Origin of the sequence: Brevibacterium yomogidense (genome assembly GCF_900163715.1) — a bacterium.
GTDB classification, from domain to species: domain Bacteria; phylum Actinomycetota; class Actinomycetes; order Actinomycetales; family Brevibacteriaceae; genus Brevibacterium; species Brevibacterium yomogidense_A.
Genome location: NZ_FWFF01000001.1, coordinates 136,245 through 157,297 on the forward strand (window position 1 = coordinate 136,245; position 21,053 = coordinate 157,297).

The following is a 21,053-nucleotide window of genomic DNA, read 5'->3' on the forward strand; positions in this document are numbered from 1 at the left end:
TCACACGCGGTCTACCCACACGCTGTCGGCTCACACGCAGCCGTCACACACAGCCATCCCGCACTCCCTCAACCGAGGGATGCCGCAAGCTGCTCCTGCATCGCCTTCTTGTCCGGCTTCCCGATCTTCGTCACTGGGATGCCCTCGACGAACACGACGTCCTTCGGAGTCTGGACACTCCCCTTCTCCTCGCGGACGAAGGCCCGGATCTCCTCGACGAGGCCATCCGCAGCCGGCCCGCGGCCCCCGGCAGGGACCTCGGCGGCGGTGCCGTTCGTCAACCCAGCGTCGCCCGTGAAACCATCGCCGCCCTCCGCCACTCGCGCCTCCCGCAGCACGACTGCGGCGACGACCCGCTCTCCCCAGTCCGCGTCGGGGACCCCCACCACACACGCCTGGGCGACGGCGGGGTGCTCGAGCATGCGGGCCTCGACCTCGGCGGGGTACACGTTGAGGCCACCGGTGATGATCATGTCCTTCTTACGGCCCACGATGCTGAGGAATCCGTGCTCGTCGAGACGGCCCAGGTCACCCGTGTGCAGGCGTCCGTCGCGCAGCGTCTCCGCCGTGAGCTCCGGGTTCTGCCAGTAGCCGGTCATGACGATGGGCCCGGAGACGCACACCTCGCCGACCTCGCCCACCGGCACCTCCCGATCCTCGTCGTCCCGGATCGTCAGATCCGCGCACGAGGTCGCCCTGCCGGCGGACGCAAGCCTGCCCGGAACCGTCGGATCGTGGTCCTCCCTCCGGAGGACGGTGATGAGGTTGGGCGCCTCCGACTGGCCGTAGAGCTGCAGGAACACCTGCCCGATCCGGGTCAGCGCCTCCTGCATCCGCGACGGGTCCATGAGGGACGCGCCGTAGACGACGGTCTCCAGCGACGACAGCCGGTCCAGCTGCTCCTGCGGCAGGTCTAAGATCCGGTAGATCATCGTCGGCACGAGGAACGTCGACGTGATCCGGTGCTGCGCGACCGCATCGACGAACGCCTGCGGCGAGAACTTGTCCAGCATGACCATCGAGCCGCCCTGCAGCAGGATCGGCAGGGCCATCGCACCCGAGGCGTGGGACATCGGCGTCGTCACGAGGAACCGGTTGTCGGCCGGCCACTCCCAGTCGATCACCGTGAAGAGCGCATTCGTCACCATCGTCCGGTGCGAGCGCACGATCCCCTTGGGCGTTCCGGTCGTCCCGCCGGAGAATCCGAGCGACGCGTCCGATTCCGGGTCCACACGCACGGGCCGGTCGAGGACGGAGAAGCCGGAGACGGCCTCGGCGCCCTGCGCCTGCGATGCCGGATCGAGGATCTCGACGGGGATGACGGTGAGGCCGGGGACGGTCTCCGCGAGTTCGCGCGCCATGTCGTCGAACCGCCCCTGCTCATAGAGCAGGTACTGCACCTGCGAGAGCTCGAGCGACTGGCGATGGTCGCGGATGCCGTTCTCCGGATGGAGCGGACTCACCCGCAGCCCTTCGAGGTAGATCGCCGACGTCGAGAAGAACGTCTCCGGCCGGCTGCTGCCCAGCAGCGCGCCGTAGTCGCCGGGCTTCGCCCCCGCCGCACGGAGCGAGTCGCGGATGGCCTGGACCCGGGCCGCCGACTGCGCGTAGGTGAGCGTGCGGTCGCCGTCGACGAACGCGGTGCGCCGATCGAAGCGGGTGAAGGCCGAGTAGAGGAGCTCGCCCATCGTACGGGTCGCCGGCTGCGGTGACGGCACCGCCGCCGAGGCAGGGGTCGCCGAGGCCGAGGTCGCTGCGGTCTGCTGCGTAGGAGTGTTCGCGGTCATCGGATCAGCTCCAGGATCGTGGCGTTGGCCTGGCCGCCGGCCTCGCACATGGTCTGCAGGCCGTACTGCGTGTCGGTCGCGCGCATGTGGTGGATGAGGTCGGTCATGATGCGGGCACCGGACGCACCGAGCGGGTGACCGTACGCGATCGCTCCGCCGTTCGGGTTCACACGGTCGGCGCCGACGCCGAACTCCTGCATCCATGCCAGCGGGACGGAGGCGAAGGCTTCGTTGACTTCGAAGATGCCGATGTCGGCAGCGGACAGGCCGGACTTCTTCAAAGCCTTCTCCGTCGCCGGGATGGGCGCGGTGAGCATGATGACCGGATCCGTGGCGGCGAGCGCAGCCGTGTGAACCCGGGCGATGGGGGTGAGCCCCAGGTCGCGGGCGCGCTCCGGCGTCATCACGAGGAGTGCGGAGGCACCGTCGGAGATCTGCGAGGAGTTGCCGGCCGTGACGACACCGTCCTCCTTGAAGACCGTCGGGAGGGTGCCGAGCTTCTCGAGCGTGCCGCCGGGGCGGATGCCCTCGTCCCTGCGGAAGTCCTGCGACTCTCCCTCCTTGGTGAGTCCGGAGATGGGGAGGATCTGCTCGGAGAGGACCCCGGCCTCGGTCGCGGCGAGTGCGCGCGCATGCGATTCGAGCGCCAGCTCATCGAGCTGCGTGCGCGTGAGGTTCCAGCGCTCCGCGACCATCTCCGCACCCTCGCCCTGGCTGAAGCCCTCACAGCCGTAGCGCTCCGCGATGGAGGGGCCGAAGGCCTTGCCCGGCCCGTTGTTCCGCTGGGAGCCCATGGGCACGCGCGTCATCGACTCGACGCCTCCGGCGATGACGATGTCGCTGTGGCCTGCGATGACGGAGGCGACGGCGAAGGTGAGTGCCTGCTGGGACGATCCGCACGCACGGTCGACAGTCGTCCCCGCGACGGTCTCCGGGAAGCCGGCCGCCAGAGCCGCCCACCGGCCGACGTTCGAACTCTGCTCCCCCACCTGGGTCACGCAGCCGAAGACCACGTCCTCGATCAGCGCGGGGTCGATCCCGTTCCGCTCCACGAGTCCGCGCAGCACGTGCGCCCCGAGGTCGACGGGATGGACGTCGCGCAGGGCTCCGCCCCTCCTGCCCACTGCTGTACGCGCCGCATCGACGATCACTGCTTCCGGCATCGACTCACTCCTTCGTGGGACTCCACTGTCCGTGCAGTCAGTAACTCTGTCAGTCCGCAGACTCTTTCAGTCCGCGGACTCTGTCAGTCCGCAGTCCAGTTGCACCGCTTTCGTGCACCCTATAGCGTGAAAACAATCTTAACGATTGTTCGATACCTCCGGAAAAGCCGTCCACATCTCAGTCAACCCCACCACAGTCAACGGAGACCCCTTCCATGCGCAGAACCGTCTACAACGAGGACCACGAGTCCTTCCGCGCCCTGGCTCGCGAGTTCGTCGAGCGCGAGCTGGCGCCCAAGTTCCAGGAGTACGAGGACGCCGGTCGGATCGACAAGGCCGTGTTCGCGAAGATGGGCGAACTGGGGCTCATCGGCCTGCAGATCCCGGAGGAGTTCGGGGGCGGCGGGCAGACCGACACCTTCAAGTACAACGCGATCCTCACGGAGGAGACCGCGCGGGCCTGCACCAGCCTGGGCTCGCTGCGCGTCCACCAGGACGTCGTGACCCCCTACATCCTCGAGTACGCGACTCACGAGCAGAAGGGCCGCTGGCTGCCGGGGATGGCGAACGGCACCCTCATGGCCGCGATCGCGATGACGGAACCGGGCACGGGCTCGGACCTCACCGGCATCCGCACGCGCGCGGAGCAGCGCGAGGACGGCGCCTGGGTGCTCAACGGGTCGAAGACGTTCATCTCCGGCGGTGCGAATGCGGACCTCGTGCTCGTCATCGCGCGCACCAGCGCGTACGACCCGGACGACCGCCGCGGAGGCCTCACGATCTTCGTCGTCCCGACCGACTCCCCCGGCTTCGAGGTGGGCCGGGACCTCGAGAAGATCGGCATCAAGAGCCAGGACACGGTGGAGCTGCACTTCACGGACCTCGTCGTGCAGGACGCCGACATCCTGGGCGAGCCGGGGCGCGCGTTCGAGTACATGTCGCACAACCTCGCGCAGGAGCGGCTGACGATCGCGGTGAACGCCGTGTCGACCGCGCAGTCGGCCATCCGTCTGGCATCCGAGTACGCGCAGGAGCGGACATCGTTCGGGCAGCCCCTGTCCTCGTTCCAGAACACGAAGTTCGTGCTGGCGGAGTGCTCCACGGAGACGGCCGCGGCGCAGGCGATGCTCGACCAGGCGCTCGAGGCGCACGACGCGGGCGAGCTGAGCCCGGCCGACGCCGCGCGGGTGAAGCTATTCACCACCGAGGTCCAGGGCCGCGTCATCGATCGCTGCCTGCAGGTGCACGGCGGCTACGGCTACATCCTCGAGTACCCGATCGCCCGCCTCTACACGGACGCGCGGGTCACCCGCATCTACGGGGGCACGTCCGAGGTCATGAAGACGATCATCGCGAAGGACATGGGGCTGTCGGCACGCCGGTCGTGAGCCGGCGGGGCTCTGACAGTCGAACCGGGCCCGAGGTCCGGGCCGGGTCCCGGCTCCGGTCTGGGTTCGGCTGGTCCGGGTCCGACTGACTCCCCGGCCCGGACCTCGGGCCTGCAATACTGAACATCCGTGCAGGACCTCGACGAGGTCGGCACCGCACACCCACTCGAAGCATTCGAAGCAAAGGAGCACGCATGTCGGAGAACACCGAGTCGCAGACCGCAGAGGTCCTCACCGAGGTCCAGGGCAATGTCCTCGTCATCACCCTGAACCGGCCGGAGGCGAAGAACGCCGCCACGCAGAACATGGCGCAGATGATGGCCCAGATCCTCGATGACTTCGATGCGAACGATGATCTGTTCGTCGCTGTCATCACGGGTGCGGGGAAGACCTTCTGCGCAGGCATGGACCTCAAGGGGTTCCTCCGCGGCGAGCGCCCGTCCATCGACGGACGCGGCTTCCTGTCGCTCACGGAGGCGCCGCCCAAGAAGCCGCTCATCGCAGCAGTCGAGGGCTACGCGCTGGCCGGAGGGTTCGAGACGATGCTCGCGTGCGATCTGGTCGTCGCGGCGGACACAGCGAAGTTCGGCACGCCCGAGGTGAAGCGCGGCCTGGTGGCCGCCGCCGGCGGTGTGACGGTCCTGCCGCAGCGCACGCACCGCGCGGTCGCGATGGAGATGGCGCTCACGGGCAACATGTACGGCGCGGAGTTCGGCCAGAAGCACGGTTTCGTCAACACGATCGTCGAGGACGGCAAGGCACTCGACGGCGCCCTGGAGCTGGCACAGACGATCGCCGCGAACGGACCCCTCGCGGTCAAGGTGTCGAAGCAGGTCATCGTCGAGTCGCAGGACTGGACGCAGGACGAGGTCTGGCAGAAGCAGGCACCGCTGGTCGCCGACGTCTTCGCGTCGGAGGACGCCAAGGAGGGCTCCCGCGCCTTCGCGGAGAAGCGCGCACCTCAGTGGACGGGGAAGTGACCTGACCTGCCGCTGACGCTCAGTGCGGACGCTCAGTCGCCGCCGACGCACAGGTCAGCCCGCCGCGGCCCCGCCTGCCCCTTCCGGGCGGCGGGGCCGCTGCGATTCAGCCCTGGCAGCGCTGGGTCACGTTCAGCTGGATCGCATTCAGCTGGCGCGGATTCAGCGGGGACGCCGCTGCCTGATCAGCCCGTCCTGGACGAAGGTGGCCAGCCGCTGACCATCGCGCGAGTACATCGCCGCATGCGACAGCCCGCGCCCACCGCCCGCCCACTCCGACCGCTGATCGATGAACACCCACTCCCCCGGGGTGGGGTCGGCGTGGAAGTGGACGGAATGGGTGAGCGTCGCCCGCGGGATGTCGGGCGCCCCCAGCATGACCCCATGGGGCACCAGCGAAGCCGCCAGCAGCGCGAGGTCACTGACGTACGTGATGAGACACCGTCCCCGCCACGGCTCCTCACCCTCAACCTGGGGCAGCCGCATCCACAGCTGCTGGCGCCCGTGATCCGGCACGGGATCGATGAGATTCTCCTCGACGTAGCGCAGGTCGAGGAACGACCATTCTGTCCTCCACGCACCGGAGTCCAGCGTGCTGTGCCGATCCATGACGTCGACCAGTGATGGCACCTCTTCCGGAGGAGCAGCCAGCGGCATCGGTGCCTCGTGCGCGAAGCCGTCTCCCTCTGCCTGGAACGAGGCCGTCAGTCGGAAGATCTCACGATGCCCCTGATGCGCACGGACCGCGCGCATATCCATGGACCGCCCGTCGCGCACCCGCTCGACCGTGAATCGGGTCGGACCGTCCGTGTCCCCCGCTGACAGGAAGAAGCCCTGCGCGGACACCGGCGAGCGCGAGCCGTCGACGGTGCGGCACGCGGCGGCGAGTGCTTGCCCCATCGTGTGACCGCCGAAGGTCTTCGGGAGGATCGTCCCCGTCCGAGGCTGCCCTTCGAACACGTCGGCCTCCACCTCCGACAGGTTCAGCAGAGCATCGATCATGTGCGCGGTCCTTCCGGATGGTCCAGGGCAAGTGCTGACGAGGCCAGATCGGGATGCGTCTCGCACCCAGCGCCCACCGTACACAGGCCGCCAGCGGCTCGTCGCGCCTGACCACCCGCCGCACGAACGCCCCTCCCACCAGGCGCTTTCAGTTTCCTGAACGTCGACTGAGACAATGTGCGCATGAATCGAATTACCGATCCGACCCTCGCGGCAAAGGTCACCACAGCTGACCGCGCCGCGGAGCATATCCGCCCCGGAGACACCGTGGGCATGAGCGGTTTCACCGGCGCCGGCCACCCGAAGGCCGTCCCCGCGGCACTCGCGGACCGCATCGACGCCGCGCACACAGCGGGAGAGGACTTCCGCATCAACCTCCTCACCGGCGCCTCCACCGGCGAAGAGGTCGACGGCGCACTCGCCCGCGTGAACGGCATCGCGAAGCGCGCTCCGTTCGTGTCCGACCCGGACCTGCGGAAGCAGATCAACGCGGGCGAGGTCGAATACACGGACACCCACCTGTCGCACCTCGCACAGCAGGTGTGGTTCGGGTTCCACGGCAACCTCGACGTCGCCGTGGTCGAAGTCGCAGCGATCCTGCCCAACGGCTTGCTGGTCCCCGGCAGCTCGGTGGGCAACAACAAGACGTGGCTCGACCTCGCGGACAAGGTCATCCTCGAGGTCAACGAGTGGCATCCGCGCGAGTACGAGGGGTTCCACGACGTCTACTACGGCACGAAGCTGCCCCCGCACCGCCGCCCGATCGAGATCCTCGATCCGCTCCAGCGCATCGGCGACCCCTACCTGCGCGTCGATCCGGACAAGGTCGTCGCCGTCGTCCACACGAACGCGCCGGACCGCGACAACACGTTCGCGGCGCCGGACGACGCGTCCGAGGCGATGGCCGACCACCTCATCGACTTCCTCCGCCACGAGGTCTCCGCCGGACGCATGCCGAAGAGCCTCCTGCCGCTGCAGTCGGGCGTCGGCAACGTCGCGAACGCGGTGCTCGCCGGCCTTGCGGACTCCGAGTTCGAACACCTCACCTCCTACACGGAAGTCATCCAGGACAACCTGCTGCGGCTCCTGGACTCCGGGAGGCTCGACTCGATCTCCGCCACGTCGTTCTCCCTCACCCGCGAGGTGGCGGAGGAGTTCAACCGGAACATCGAGTCCTACAAGGGCCGCATCCTCCTGCGCCCCCAGGAGATGTCGAACCACCCGGAGATCGTCCGCCGCCTGGGCGTCATCGCGATCAACGGGATGGTGGAGACGGACATCTACGGCCACGTGAACTCCACGGAGATCAACGGCTCGAAGATGATCAACGGGATCGGCGGCTCCGGCGACTTCGCCCGCAACGCCTTCCTCAACTTCTTCGTCTCACCGTCGACCGCGAAGAACGGTGAGCTGTCCGCGATCGTGCCGATGGTGCCCCACGTCGACCACACCGAGCACGACGTCCACGTGATCGTCACGGAGCAGGGCATCGCGGACCTGCGCGCGACAGCGCCGAACGAGCGGGCGAAGCGCATCATCGACAAGTGCGCCCACCCGGACTTCCGCGACCGCCTGCACGACTACCACGATCGTGCGTACGCCCAGAACACCACGGCCCGCCACGCCCCTCACCTCCTCGAGGAGGCACTCAGCTGGCACCAGCGGGCCGCGACGGACGGACGCATGTAGTGCACAGACGCATGTAGCGCCCGGGCTGCGGCAGACCGCCGCATGCGACGAAGCCTCTCGCGCGGGTGCGATCTCTGCGAGCCGAGTGCGCAACATCCGCACCATTTCGTACGACGAATCGCGCGGGTGCGCTCTCGCCGCCAGCAGCTTTCGCTCCGTTTTCTGCCCCCGCGCATTCGCCGCCATCCGCATCCACCCCCTCGTCTTGAACGAACGATCAGACAGTTCTATGCTCCGACAGTGAGTGCACGGCCCTGCACCGTGTCTGCGCGACGACCGCGCCACCAGTTCACTACGGAGGATCGATGACGACCACGGACCACGGAACCGCTGACCAGGGAACCGCTGACCACGACGCGCAGACGGGTTACTTCCCCGCCGGCATGCCGCGGCAGCTCGACTACACCCCCGCGGCGGTTCCGGAGATCCTCCTGTCCTCGGCGAAGCGCTATCCCGACCGCCTCGCCTTCATCGACGGGGAAGACACCATCACCTTCGCGGAGCTCCTCGCCCGGGCCTCGCGCCTCGCGCAACGGCTCGCCGCCGATGGCGCCGGACCGGGCCGGGTCGTCGCGATCCAGCTGCCGAACACCCTCGACTTCCCCATCGCCTACTTCGGCGCGCTGCTCACCGGGTCCGCTGTCACCCTTGTGAACCCCCTCCAGCCGGCGCCCGCGCTGGCCCGCCAGCTCACGGACGCGCAGGCCCACCTCCTCATCACCCACCCGGCGCACCTCGCCGCCGCACTCGAGACCGCCGACGACCTCGACCTCACCCGCATCCTCATCACCGGCGTCACCTGGGCGGGTCCGGCGACGGACGAGGAGCTCACCGCTGCCCGCGAGGCCGTCGACGACGCCTCCCAGCCCCGGTTCGCCTCGTTCGCCGCCGCGATCGCGGCTCCCGCCGCAGCATCCACCGCCGCCGAGGTCGCGGTCGCCGAACGATCGGACGCCGCCGCGCTATCCGCCTCGGTCGATGCCTCGGACGCCGCCTCCTCCTTCGCCCCCGTCCTCGCCGGTTCCGACGAGGTCGCCCACTACCAGTTCACGGGCGGCACGACGGGCCGCTCGAAGGCCGTGCGCGTCCTCCACCGCAACGTGATCGACAACGTCACGCAGGTCGCCGCATGGCGACTGCACGTCCGCATCGTGCGGGACGCGGACGGAGACCTCGACCTCGTCCCGATCGAGACTCTCGGCGAACCGCTCCTGCGCCGGGGCGCGGGCGTCGCGATCCAGGTGCCGCCGCTGTTCCACGCGCAGGGCATCGCGAGCATCGCACTCTTCACCCTGGGCGGCGTCACGACCGTCTTGACGGGCCGCTTCCGCCCGGACACCTTCATCGACCTGTGCGACCGCTGGCAGGCGGAGTACACGTCCGGCAACCCGCCCATGTACCTCACACTCGCGGCGCACGCGGCCAAGACCGGCCAGACCGCGCCGACCATCCGAGCCGCCATGTCCGGTGCGGCGCCGCTCGACGCGACGTCGCTGGGCAAGATCACCGAGGTCATGCCGAACGCGATCGTCGGCGAGGGGTACGGCCTCACCGAGGGCACCTGCGTCGTCACCGCCTCGGACATCACCGTCGGCGGCACCCGCAAGCCGGGCACAGTCGGCGTTCCGATCGCGGACACGCAGCTGGAGATCCGCTCCGCAGACGGCACCGAGGTCCTCCCCTCCGGCAGCGAGGGAGAGCTCTGGGTCCGCGGCCCCCAGGTCACCGCCGGCTACGCCGATGCTCCGGAGCTGACGGCGGCGCAGTTCGTCGACGGCTGGCTGCGCACGGGCGACGTCGCCTCCATCGACTCCGAGGGCTTCGTCCGCATCCACGACCGCGCGAAGGACATGCTCCTCTACAAGGGGTACAACGTGTACCCCCGCGAGCTCGAGGACATCCTCAGCGCGCACCCGAACGTCGCGCAGGCCGCGGTCGTCGGTCGCCCCGACGCAGACGTGGGCGAGGTCCCGATCGCCTTCATCGTGCATCGTCCTGACACTGCCCAGACTGACGGCGACGCCAAGGCGCTCATGGACTGGTTCGCCGGTCAGGTGCTGCCCTACCAGAAGGTCCGCGAAGTCCACTTCGTCGACGCACTCCCCACCTCGACCGCAGGGAAGGTGCTGAAGACGGAGCTGCGCGCACGCCTGTGACCGGGTCGGAGCAGTGACTGACGCACTCCTCTGACTGACGACGGCACCGCCCTGCTTCACCAGAGCGGTGCCGTCGTCCGCCGGTCGTTCCGGATCCGTCACACCTCCATACGATCCTCGACGGATCCGACTCGTAGACTTCTCCCATGGACAATCCACGCGCATCAGTTGACGAGATCCCCGAGGGCGCTCCGATCCTCGACGTCCGCGAGGACGACGAATGGGCGGCCGGCCACATCGAGGGAGCACTGCACATCCCGCTGGCGGATCTGCCGGCACGCTACGGCGAGGTGCCGCTCGACGAGGACGTCTACGTCGTGTGCCGCACCGGCGGCCGGTCGCGCCAGGCCGTCATGTGGCTCAACGACAACGGCTTCGACGCGATCGACGTCACCGGCGGCATGGGAGCCTGGAACCTGGACAACGGCAAGCCGATCGTCGCCGAGGGCGACGACGAGCCGTGGGTGAAGTGACCCGGTGACGACTCTCCGCACGATGCGGGGGCGGGCTGCGGCCGTCCTCGCCGCCTCGGCGCTCGTGGCCCTCACCGCCTGCTCACAGGACACCGACGCCGAGGCCGGGGCCACCACCCCGGCGCCCGACGCCTCCACAGCCCACGCCACCGATGAGGCCGCCACCGCGGCGGCGGATGATGACGACGCGGCCGGCGATGACTTCGCCGCCGCCATCACGCGCGAGCTCGACATCGACTTCGGTTCCGCGCCGTACGACCGGATCCCCGCCTGCCACCACGACGGCCCCGTCACCGTGGACGGCGGACGGGCGACGTTCGCACCGTCGAACCCCTCGCCGGAGCTCACAGACATGGGCGCCGAGGTCGAACTCACGATCACCGGCGGGGCCGGGTACGTCGAGATCGGACCGGACGGCCGCAGCTACGCGGCCGTGCCGTTCTCGTGCTCGGCGGTGGGCGGCGACGCACCGGACGGGGCCGAGGCCCTCCTCGACTCCGGCGAACTGTTCGTCGGCGGAACGCAGGACGCCCTCCAGGTCATGGGACTGGTCACCGCGGGCGACCCGATCACGGACGAAGCGGACGGTGACGAGGCAGAGGAGACCAGCGCCTCGGCGGTCGACCTCCTGACCCACGAGCCCGCCGGGATGGGCGTGGCCCTCCTCCACTCGAGCCTGCGCAACGGCGACGGCTACCGCTACTACGTGCGGCAGCAGCGCGACGGCGACACGGACGAGCCCAGCGGGATCGGCTGGAAGAACGTCGCGTGGGACATCGATTCCGGCTCCGTCCGGCAGATCGACCACGTCGAGGACTTCATGGACTCCGTGCCGCGACCGGATGAGACGCTCGTGGTGGGCGTCGACGGCGACAACGGGATCCTGCCCGGCCAGGAGGACCTCTCCGACCAGGAGGCCTTCGACGCGATCGCAGCCTCCATGGGCGAACCGGACGCCGAGTCCTCGGAGTTCTCCGAGGAGGGCGCCCACCGCGGCTACCGATCGGAGACGAGGACGTGGGGCACCTTCGAGGTCACCTACTACTCCCCCGCTGACGGAGAGCCGGACTGGGTCGGCACCTGCCTCGCGTGGGAGGCCGAGCTCGGCGAGATGCCGGACGACGTGACGCTTGCGGCGCCTATGCGGATGGGCATGTCCCTGTCCGAGTACCCGTACTTCGGATCGACGGCGGCCGACCATGTGGAGGACGGGGAGGCCCCGTCGCTCGTCACCACGGACGACGGCAGATACACCGTCGACGTGATGGGCGGCACCCGCATGGACGGCATGCTCACGAAGGTGTCCTCAGGCACCGGCTGCGCCCGCGTCTGACCCACCGGCTGCGCCCGCGCCTGACGACGGACGGCTGGTTCTGAAGCCGGTCAGCAGGGTCTCCACCGGGTCACGGCGGGGCCCCTGCTGCTGTCCCGGTTCAAGACCGCGGGGCCACTATGCGAGAATCCGGCCCCGGATCCATACCGTTTGTGCATAGTGAGGACATGCAGAATCGAGCAGGCCAGCCAGCGGAGGAGCGCGACCTCGTCGACATCCCGGAGCTCCTGGACGCGTATCACGACCTCGTCCCGGACCCGGTGGATGCCGCCCAGCGCGTGAGTTTCGGGACGTCCGGTCATCGGGGCTCGAGCCTCACGAGGTCCTTCAACGAGGCGCACATCGCCGCAACGACGCAGGCGATCGTCGACTACCGCCGCGCGCAGGGGCACACAGGACCGATCTTCGTCGGACGCGATACGCACGCCCTGTCGGAGCCTGCGTTCCTCACGACGATGGAAGTGCTCGCCGCGAACGCGGTGCCGGCCATGATCGATGACCGGGACGGGTACACACCCACTCCCGTCATCTCCCACGCGATCCTCGCCCACAACCGGGAGCACGCGGCGGCGCAGGGGCTGGCCGACGGGATCGTCATCACGCCCAGCCACAACCCGCCGACGGACGGCGGTTTCAAGTACAACCCGCCCCACGGCGGCCCCGCCGGCACGGATGCGACCGACTGGATCCAGCAGCGTGCGAACACCCTGCTCGAACAGGGGTGGGAGTCGATCGAGCGCACACCGTTCCAGCGCGCGTTCCACCTCGAGAACACCACGAACTTCAACTTCATGGACGCCTACGTGTCCGACCTGGAATCGGTCATCGACATGGACGCGATCCGGTCGGCGGGGATCACGATCGGCGCCGATCCCATGGGCGGTGCCGCCGTCGACTACTGGGTGGGGATCAGTGATCTGTTCGACCTGGACCTCACGGTCGTGAACCCGGAGGTCGATCCCGCGTTCGCGTTCATGACGCTGGACTGGGACGAGAAGATCCGGATGGACTGCTCCTCCCCCTACGCGATGGCGTCCCTCGTCGCGTCCCGCGACTCCTTCGACATCGCCACCGGCAACGATGCCGATGCGGATCGCCACGGCATCGTGACCCCCGATGCGGGCCTCATGGACCCCAACCACTACCTGGCCGTCGCGATCGACTACCTGCTGGAGCATCGCCCCGACTGGCCGGCGGATGCCCGGATCGGCAAGACGCTGGTGAGCTCCGTGCTGATCGACCGCGTCGTCGCCGCACACGGCCGCGAGCTCTACGAGGTGCCGGTCGGCTTCAAGTGGTTCGTCGAGGGGCTGCAGTCCGGCACCGTGGCGTTCGGCGGGGAGGAGTCCGCGGGGGCGTCGTTCCTGCGCCGCGACGGCAGCGTGTGGTCGACGGACAAGGACGGGATCATCCTGGCCCTGCTGGCGGCGGAGATGCTGGCCGTGACGGGGAAGACGCCCTCGCAGCGCTTCGCGGAACTCGCGGCGGAGCACGGGACCACGGCGTACGCCCGCACCGATGCTCCGGCCACCCCGCAGCAGAAGGCGGCGCTGAAGCGGCTGAACGCTCAGAACGTCACGGAATCGACGCTCGCAGGTGACCCCATCACCGATGTGCGCTCCGAGGCTCCGGGCAACGATGCCGCGATCGGCGGGATCAAGGTGAGCACGGACCACGCGTGGTTCGCCGCCCGCCCCTCCGGCACCGAGGACGTCTACAAGATCTACGCGGAGTCCCTGCGCGGCGAGGACCACCTCGCGCAGGTGCAGCGGGAGGCGCGCGCGCTCGTGGACTCCGTCCTCGGCTGAGCGGATCCGACGGCTCCCACCGCCGAGGTGCCGGTCGGCTGGTCGATGACCGGCACCTCGGCGGCGGCTGGCTCAGTCTGCAGCTGAGCCCCCGCGCCCGTCCGCAACCGTAGGATCAGCCCTATGCTGCGGACGTACTCGGAGATCTTCGCCCTGCCCGGGGCGCTGAAGTTCTCGCTCGCCGGTCTGGTCGCCAGGATGCCGATCGCCATCCTGGGCCTCGGGATCGTCCTGTTCGTCCAGGGCGAGACGGGATCCTACGAGCTCGCGGGGCTCGTCACGAGCGTCTTCATGGTCGTGCAGGCGGTCACGAATCCCCTCATCGCGCGGCTCGTGGACGCCCACGGGCAGTCGCGCGTCATGGTGCCGATCGTGTGCGTGCATCTGGTGGGGATCGTCGGCCTGCTCGCCGCGGTCCTCCTCGGGTGGTGGTTCGGGTTCGTCTTCCTGCTGGCAGGGATCGTCGGCGCCAGCGTGGGCAGCCTCGGGTCGCTGGTGCGCGCGCGGTGGAACGCACTCGTGCGGAACTCCCGGCAGCTCGACACCGCGTTCAGCTGGGAGGCGGTCGCGGACGAGTTCCTCTTCGTGTCCGGACCCGTCGTCGTCACGGCGCTCGCGACTCTGTGGTTCGCGCCGGCCGGCGTCCTGCTGTCCGGAGTGGCCACGGCGGTGGGGGCACTGCTCTTCTACCCGCAGAAGGCGACGGAACCCGCGCCGCGGGGCCGCACCGTCGGAGGCGGTGGGCGCGTGCTCACCCACCCGGGGATCCTCGCAGCGATCGTGTGCCAGATCTTCCTGGGCGTGCTGTTCGGGGCGATCGATGTGACCGCGGTGGGGTTCGGGGACGAGCAGGGGGCGAAGGCGTTCGCCGGGATCGCGCTGAGCGCACTGGCAGCGGGATCCCTGGTCGCAGGAACGATCTACGGATCGTACGACTGGCAGATGCCGGTGCGGTACCGCTTCCCCCTCATGCTCACCGTGCTCACCGCGGGCGCGTGGCTCCTGCTGCTGGCGAACGACATGGTGGTCTTCGCGGCGCTGCTCTTCGTGGTGGGGGTCGGGATCGCGCCCAGCCTCATCGCGGTCAGCTCCGTCATCCAGACGCTCGCACCCGCGGAGCGGCTCACGGAGTCACTCGCGTGGATCTCCACGGCGCTGGGGTTCGGGGTGGCGATCGGGTCCGCTCTGGCCGGCACCGTCATCGACCGGATGGGCGCGCACGAGGCCATCTGGATCATCGCGATCTGCGCGTCGCTCGGGCTCATCGTCGCCGTCATCGGGCTGCCGGGCATGGACCCTGCGCGGACGCCGGCGCTGCGCAGGCCGCGCCGCCAGACGATCGACACGGAGTCCCTGCCCGTCGTGGATCCGAACGGGTGACGCGGCCGGGTGACACAGTCGAGTGACGCAGCCGGGTGACGCCGTCGCGAACATGCTCTCACCTGCGGGAAGACACGTGTTCACCGGTCGGCTACACTGATTCCACCGTGGCGGTCAGACTGAAACATGTGTGGCCGCCACGGCTCAGTTCTCCGGCATGTGCGCTCTTGTCCCGTGACCAGACGGGCACTGTTTCCCGACCAGACCGACCGTGTGCCGCGACTAGGCTGAGAGCATGCATATCCTGCTCGCCTGCGACAAGTTCAAGGGAACCCTCACGTCCGCTCAGGTCGCTGCGGAACTCACTCCGCCGCTGACCGCCGCCGGCCACACCGTGGCCTCCGTGCCGATCGCTGATGGCGGAGACGGCACCGTCGCCGCCGCCCTGGCAGCGGGCTTCGAACAGCGCACGGCCACGGTCGCCGGCCCGCTGGGGCATCCCGTCGAGGCGACGTGGGCGCAGTCCGGCCGGACGGCGATCGTCGAACTCGCGGAGGCGTCGGGCATCGCGCTCGTCTCCCCCACGCGGGACACCGCTCTCAACGCCGGGACGCACGGGACGGGCGAGGTCGTCGCCGCCGCATTGGACGCCGGCTGCTCGAAGATCGTGCTCGCGGTGGGCGGTTCGTCGTCGACGGACGGCGGTGCGGGGATGCTCGCCGCGCTGGGAGCCCAGTTCCTCAACGATTCGGGTCAATCCGTCCCCACCGGGGGTCTGGGCCTGCTCGAGGTCGCCCAGGTCGACCTCACCGGTCTGGACGATCGCCTGCGCGACGTCGAGGTCGTGCTGGCGAGCGACGTCGACAACCCGCTGCTCGGTGAGACCGGGGCGGCCGCCGTCTACGGGCCGCAGAAGGGCGCCTCCGACACCGAGGTCGCTCTCCTGGACCGCGCGCTCACGCACCTGCGCGACCGGTTCGCCGATGCTGGCGGAGCCGACGCCGAGGCGATCGCACGGATCGCGCTCACCCCGGGTGCCGGCGCGGCGGGCGGCACCGGATTCGGAGCGCTGGCCGGGCTGGGCGCCCAGGTCCGCCCCGGCGCCGACTACATCATGGAGCTCGTCGGATTCGAGGACGCGTTCTCCTCCGCTGAGCTGGTCGTCACGGGTGAGGGGCGCTTCGACGTCCAGACCCTGAGTGGGAAGGGTCCCGGCGCTGTGATCGACCGTGGGCGCGAGGCCGGGGTGCCTGTGTGGGTGGTGTGCGGCGCTGCCGAGATCACCTCGGAGGAAGCCCCGGGCGTCTCCGGGATCGTCGAACTGCGGTCGCTCGCGCCTGAGGAGACGTGCATGACCAGTCCCGCCGCAGTGGTGCGGCAGGCGGGCGAGCGCCTCGCGGAGCTGCTCCGGGCGTAGGACACGGAGCTGCCCCGAGCATAGGGCACCCCCGCACACGACGAGGCGCCCCGCACGTGCTGTGCGGGGCGCCTCGTCGTCGGACTGTCTCGATCGTCGGGCTGCTTCGACCGTCGGACTGGCTCGTCATCGGGCCGACTCATCGTGAATCCGGTTCGTAGCCGGACTGACTCGTCCGCCCTTCAGTGGGAGTCGCTCACTTCGTGTCGGGCTTCTCCGGCGTCTCGGGGTTCTCCGGGTTGCCGGGAGTACCCGGCAGGCCCTTCTGCTTGCGGGTCAGCAACAGGATCACGAGCACCACGACCGCGAGGCCGCCCACGACGAGCAGGATCATCATCGGCGTCGACATGCCGCCGGAGTCCGCATCCTCACTCAGTGCGCCCTGGTCCTGTGCGCCGTCCTCCGGCTGGTCGACAGCGGCGCCGCCCAGCTCTGCGGGGCCGTCGCCGCCCTCACCCTCGTCAGCGCCGCCTTCCTCACCGGCGCCCACGGCATCGGTCAGGGTGAAGTCGAACTCGCCGGAGATCGGGTGGCCGTCCGAGGACACGACGCGCCACTGCACCGTGTAGTCACCGGGGGTCATGTTGTCCGGCAGCGCGGAGGAGACCGTGGTTCCCTCGACGGTCACCTCGCCGGCGGAGATGTCCTCGTCGCCGTCCTGGAGGACCTGGATCTCCGTCCCGACGTCCTGGATCTCTCCGCTGAAGTCGAGTTCGAGCCATTCCGGCTGTTCGTCGAGTTCCGCGCCCTCCTCCGGGTTCGACCCGACGAGCTGATCATGGGCGTGCGCGGCCTGGCCGACCGTCAGGCCGAACACCATGAGCAGCGCCGCGATGACAGCGGTGAGCGTGCGAGAGCGCAGAGTCACGAGACCTCCTGTGGATGTGCATAGGGTCCCGGCGGTGCGATGTCACACCCGGGACCCTTCCGATTATCCGTGATGAGTCTGGGAACTTCATCTTCCCGCGCCCGGGCTTCTAGTGTGGGGGTATGACCACCGAGCAGAGCACTGCGTCCGCTGACGCCCCCCAGATCCCCACGGACATCCGCCCGCAGGACGACCTCTACCTCCACGTCAACGGTGAGTGGATCGCGTCGCACACCATTCCCGATGACCGGTCCGCAGACGGTGTCATCCGCGGACTCTTCGACATCGCCGAGGAGAAGGTGCGGGACATCATCACCCACGCCGCGGAGAACACCGGATCGGATGCCGCCGCCGAGGAGGCGCGGAAGGTCGCAGACCTCTTCGCCTCGTTCATGGACGAGGACCGGGTCGAGGAGCTGGGCGTCCAGCCGCTGGAGGACGACTTCGCGGCACTGGAGGCGGCCGGCGACCACGACGAGCTCGTGCGCGTCCTCGGCCGGCTGGAGCGCTCGGGCAGCCCCGGAGCACTCGCGGCGTACGTGTCCGCGGACGCGAAGGACCCGGAGCACTACGTCCTCTACGTCCATCAGGACGGGATCGGCCTGCCCGACGAGTCCTACTACCGGGAGGACCAGCACGCGGAGGTCCGTGAGCTCTACGTCGCGCACCTCGCCCGCATGGCGACCCTCACCGGCATCGATGCACGCACCGGACGGGATGCGGCTGACATCGCGCAGACCGTGCTCGACCTCGAGACGAGGTTCGCGCGCGACCACTGGGACGTCGTGGAGACGCGCGACGCGCAGAAGACCTACAACCGCATGACGATCGATGAGGCCGCGCAGCTGGCCGATGGCTTCGACGTCCGCGGATGGCTCACCGAGGTCGGTGCCGGCGACGCGCCCCACGTGATCGTGGGCGAGCCCAGCTTCCTCGAGGGTCTGGGCACGGTGTGGGCGGAGGCCTCGCTGGATGACCTCAAGGTGTGGGCCATGCTGGGCACCGCCCACGCATTCGCCGCGTACCTGAACAGCGACGTGGTGGAGGCGAACTTCGACTTCTACGGTCGGTCGCTGTCCGGCACCCCGCAGCTGCGCGAGCGGTGGAAGCGGGGCGTGAGCCTCGTGGAATCGCTGCTGGGAGAAGCAGTGGGCCGGATCTACGTCGCGCAGGAGTTCCCGCCGTCGTCCAAGGAGGCGATCAGCGAGCTGGTCGACGCGCTCATCCAGGCGTACGACTCGTCGATCCGCACGCTCGACTGGATGGGTGAGGAGACGAAGGAGCGCGCGCTCGAGAAGCTCGGGCTGTTCACGCCGAAGGTCGGCTACCCCGATGTGTGGCGCGAGTACACGTCCGAGATCCGCGCCGACGACCTCGTGGGCAACGTGCGCCGAGCGACCGAGGCTGAGCATGAGCGCCAGGTGAAGCGGATCGGCCAGACCATCGATCGCACCGAATGGCTCATGACCCCGCAGACGGTCAACGCGTACTTCCACCCGGTGATGAACGAGATCGTGTTCCCCGCGGCCATCCTGCAGCCGCCGTTCTTCGACCCGGAGGCGTCCGACGCACAGAATCTGGGAGCGATCGGTGCGGTCATCGGGCACGAGATCGGCCATGGCTTCGACGATCAGGGGTCGCGCTACGACGGGCACGGGACGCTCAGCGACTGGTGGACCGAGGAGGACCGGGCACGATTCGAGGAGCAGACCGGATCGCTCATCGCCCAGTTCGATGTGCTCGTGCCCCGCGGCATGGCCGACGAAGACACGGTGAACGGCGCGCTGACGATCGGCGAGAACATCGGCGACCTGGGCGGTCTCTCGATCGCGTGGAAGGCGCTCCACCTCCGGGCCGCCGAGCGCGGCGTCGAGGTGACCGAGGACGACGGGCGAGCGTTCTTCGAGTCGTGGGCCCGCGCGTGGCGGACCGTGATGCGGGACGAGGAGCGTCGCCGCCGCCTGACGATCGACCCGCATTCGCCGGAGGAGTTCCGCTGCAACCAGATCGTCAAGAACATGGACGCGTTCGCCCAGGTGTACGGCACCCAGGAGGGCGACGGCATGTGGATGGCGCCGGAGGAGCGGGTCTCCATCTGGTGACGGCACGGAGCAGTCGGTGAGACGGAGCCGTCGGTGACACCGAGGAGCCGGTGAAACCGAGCAGCCGCCTCCGGCGGGTCTGAGGACCTCGCCCGAGGCGGCTGTTCCGTGTCAGCCTCGGGTGATGACGAGGCGGGTGAAGCGATCGATGAGGTCGGTCCACACCCGTCGCCGGGTGTCCGTGTCGTCGCCGATCTCTGCGGCGAGGGCCTCGATGTCGATGATGCCCATGTCGGCCTCGGGGCACATCGTGACGCAGCCGCGCAGCATCCGGTCCTCGGCGACGTCCGCGCTCACGACGACGGGCATCGGGCTGGTGTCGAAGGACGTGTGCTGACCGGTCGAGCCCATCTGCTCCCGAGCGGCGTCGAACACGATCTCCGCCCCCGAGGTCCCGATGCCGATGACCGGGGTCCCCACGGCGAGCGCGTCGCCGGCGAACTCGCGTACCGCCGCCACCGAAGCGTCATCGGCGTGCCCGTCGATGTCCTTCATGCCGAAGACGATGAACGCGGAGGCTGCCATCGGCCCGGGAACGGTCGTGCTGCGGCGGAGACGGTGCCGGAACAGCTCGGTGCCGGAGTCGTCGAGCCAGTCGAGGACCTCGGGCAGGGGAAAGCCGTCGGACATGGCGATCAGACCCACCGGGTGGCTCACGCCGTCCTCGGAGATCGTGCGCGTGGGCGACTGCTCCCCCGCCCGCACGGCGACGGAGAGGATGTTCTCGCGGACCGGTGCCGGGCAGGTCGCCCACGGCATGAACGCGAAGGGATAGACGACGGTGCGGTTGAAATCGAGGGTCACGACACCGTCCGGATCCGGCAGGCCGACGCTCAGCGTGCGCCACATGGGGGTGGTGTCGCCGTTCGTGCGGTCCTGGAAATCCACTGTGAGACCGGTCTGCAGGCTGCCGGTCGCCGTGAGCGTGTGGGTGGCGCCGCCGAACTCGAAGGTGAGGGTGCCGAGCGTCTGCTGGTCCATCTCCAGCCCCGGCAGCGCAGTCGCGATACGGCGGGAGCGGGGCTCCGAATACGGCACGAACACACCGGGCACCACTGCGGATCGCTTGAGCGGGAACGCGGGGATGTCCACGAAGTTCGACAGGAGCGCGGACTTCGAATCGCGCACGCGGACACCGATCCGACCGTCCCGGTTGATCGCTTCGTACGCGGTGTGATCGGCCACGAGCCAGGAGAGGGCGGCATCCTTCGCGAGGCGGATCCACGGCGTTCCGGACCGGTCCGTCCCGAGCGTCGTGCGCAGGGCACCGTTCGCGTGCGAGTCAGCGTCGCCTCGGGCAGGGGCCACGGTGTCTGGGCCGCCGACGGCGTCCTGCGCGCCTTCCGCCTCCAGCGCGGCACGGGTGGGCCCGGCACTGCGGCCGGTGCCGATCCGGAAGCGGATCGTGTCGCCGTCCAGGTCGAAGCTTCCCGGGGCGCCCTCCCAGGTGTTCTCTCCCTGCTGCAGCCAGTGGAGACCTGTGATGCTGAGGAAGCCGAACGGGGTGGCGAGAGCGGCAAGGCGGTCGTCATGCCACGCCTGCCATTCTGAGGTGAACTGTTCCAAG

General features: G+C 69.3%; 15 protein-coding genes. 10 read left to right on the top strand and 5 right to left on the bottom strand.

Features of this window, described 5'->3' with window-relative positions:
* Positions 1–68: 68 nt before the first annotated feature.
* Positions 69–1,787, bottom strand: a complete 1,719-nt coding sequence (locus FM105_RS00555; RefSeq protein WP_087003126.1) for an AMP-binding protein — start codon at positions 1,785–1,787, stop codon at positions 69–71.
* On the bottom strand, positions 1,784–2,950 hold the full coding sequence (locus FM105_RS00560) for a thiolase family protein (protein WP_087003129.1): 1,167 nt from the start codon (positions 2,948–2,950) through the stop codon (positions 1,784–1,786). Before FM105_RS00560 ends, FM105_RS00555 begins: the two co-directional genes overlap by 4 nt.
* A 215-nt stretch (positions 2,951–3,165) precedes the next feature.
* Here FM105_RS00560 and FM105_RS00565 point away from each other — a divergent pair, with 215 nt between their 5' ends.
* Positions 3,166–4,338: an acyl-CoA dehydrogenase family protein gene (locus FM105_RS00565; RefSeq protein WP_087003132.1), complete on the top strand. Its 1,173-nt coding sequence runs from the start codon at positions 3,166–3,168 to the stop codon at positions 4,336–4,338.
* Between the two features lie 194 nt (positions 4,339–4,532).
* Positions 4,533–5,318 (top strand): crotonase/enoyl-CoA hydratase family protein, encoded by a 786-nt coding sequence (locus FM105_RS00570; protein ID WP_087003135.1) that lies wholly within the window; start codon positions 4,533–4,535, stop codon positions 5,316–5,318.
* A gap of 162 nt (positions 5,319–5,480) precedes the next feature.
* On the opposite strand, the gene FM105_RS00575 is transcribed toward FM105_RS00570, so the two are convergent.
* Entirely contained in the window at positions 5,481–6,320 is an 840-nt protein-coding gene (locus FM105_RS00575; RefSeq protein ID WP_179206999.1) for an acyl-CoA thioesterase, read from the bottom strand.
* 183 nt (positions 6,321–6,503) lie between these two features.
* Here FM105_RS00575 and FM105_RS00580 point away from each other — a divergent pair, with 183 nt between their 5' ends.
* From FM105_RS00580 to FM105_RS00610, 7 genes are all read left to right on the top strand, one after another.
* Positions 6,504–8,009, top strand: a complete 1,506-nt coding sequence (locus FM105_RS00580; RefSeq protein WP_087003138.1) for an acetyl-CoA hydrolase/transferase family protein — start codon at positions 6,504–6,506, stop codon at positions 8,007–8,009.
* A 305-nt stretch (positions 8,010–8,314) separates the two neighbouring features.
* Positions 8,315–10,165: a class I adenylate-forming enzyme family protein gene (locus FM105_RS00585; protein ID WP_087003141.1), complete on the top strand. Its 1,851-nt coding sequence runs from the start codon at positions 8,315–8,317 to the stop codon at positions 10,163–10,165.
* Positions 10,166–10,311: 146 nt separating this feature from the next.
* Entirely contained in the window at positions 10,312–10,638 is a 327-nt protein-coding gene (locus FM105_RS00590; protein ID WP_087003144.1) for a rhodanese-like domain-containing protein, read from the top strand.
* 4 nt (positions 10,639–10,642) lie between these two features.
* Entirely contained in the window at positions 10,643–11,971 is a 1,329-nt protein-coding gene (locus FM105_RS00595) for a hypothetical protein (RefSeq protein WP_087003147.1), read from the top strand.
* Between the two features lie 167 nt (positions 11,972–12,138).
* Positions 12,139–13,779: a phosphoglucomutase (alpha-D-glucose-1,6-bisphosphate-dependent) gene (gene pgm / locus FM105_RS00600; RefSeq protein WP_087003150.1), complete on the top strand. Its 1,641-nt coding sequence runs from the start codon at positions 12,139–12,141 to the stop codon at positions 13,777–13,779.
* Between the two features lie 123 nt (positions 13,780–13,902).
* Complete coding sequence (locus FM105_RS00605) at positions 13,903–15,159, top strand: MFS transporter (RefSeq protein ID WP_256970119.1); 1,257 nt, start codon at positions 13,903–13,905, stop codon at positions 15,157–15,159.
* 235 nt (positions 15,160–15,394) lie between these two features.
* The gene (locus tag FM105_RS00610; protein ID WP_179207000.1) at positions 15,395–16,516 is read left to right on the top strand and encodes a glycerate kinase; all 1,122 of its coding nucleotides are present in this window, start codon (positions 15,395–15,397) and stop codon (positions 16,514–16,516) included.
* Between the two features lie 196 nt (positions 16,517–16,712).
* On the opposite strand, the gene FM105_RS00615 is transcribed toward FM105_RS00610, so the two are convergent.
* A complete protein-coding gene (locus FM105_RS00615) occupies positions 16,713–17,384 on the bottom strand; it encodes a copper resistance CopC family protein (protein ID WP_256970120.1) in 672 nt (223 codons plus the stop codon).
* 122 nt (positions 17,385–17,506) lie between these two features.
* Here FM105_RS00615 and FM105_RS00620 point away from each other — a divergent pair, with 122 nt between their 5' ends.
* A complete protein-coding gene (locus tag FM105_RS00620; RefSeq protein ID WP_087003153.1) occupies positions 17,507–19,486 on the top strand; it encodes a M13 family metallopeptidase in 1,980 nt (659 codons plus the stop codon).
* A gap of 111 nt (positions 19,487–19,597) precedes the next feature.
* Here the strand turns inward: FM105_RS00620 and FM105_RS00625 are convergent, their stop codons facing one another.
* A complete protein-coding gene (locus tag FM105_RS00625; protein WP_179207001.1) occupies positions 19,598–21,052 on the bottom strand; it encodes a DUF1684 domain-containing protein in 1,455 nt (484 codons plus the stop codon).
* Position 21,053 lies beyond the last annotated feature (1 nt).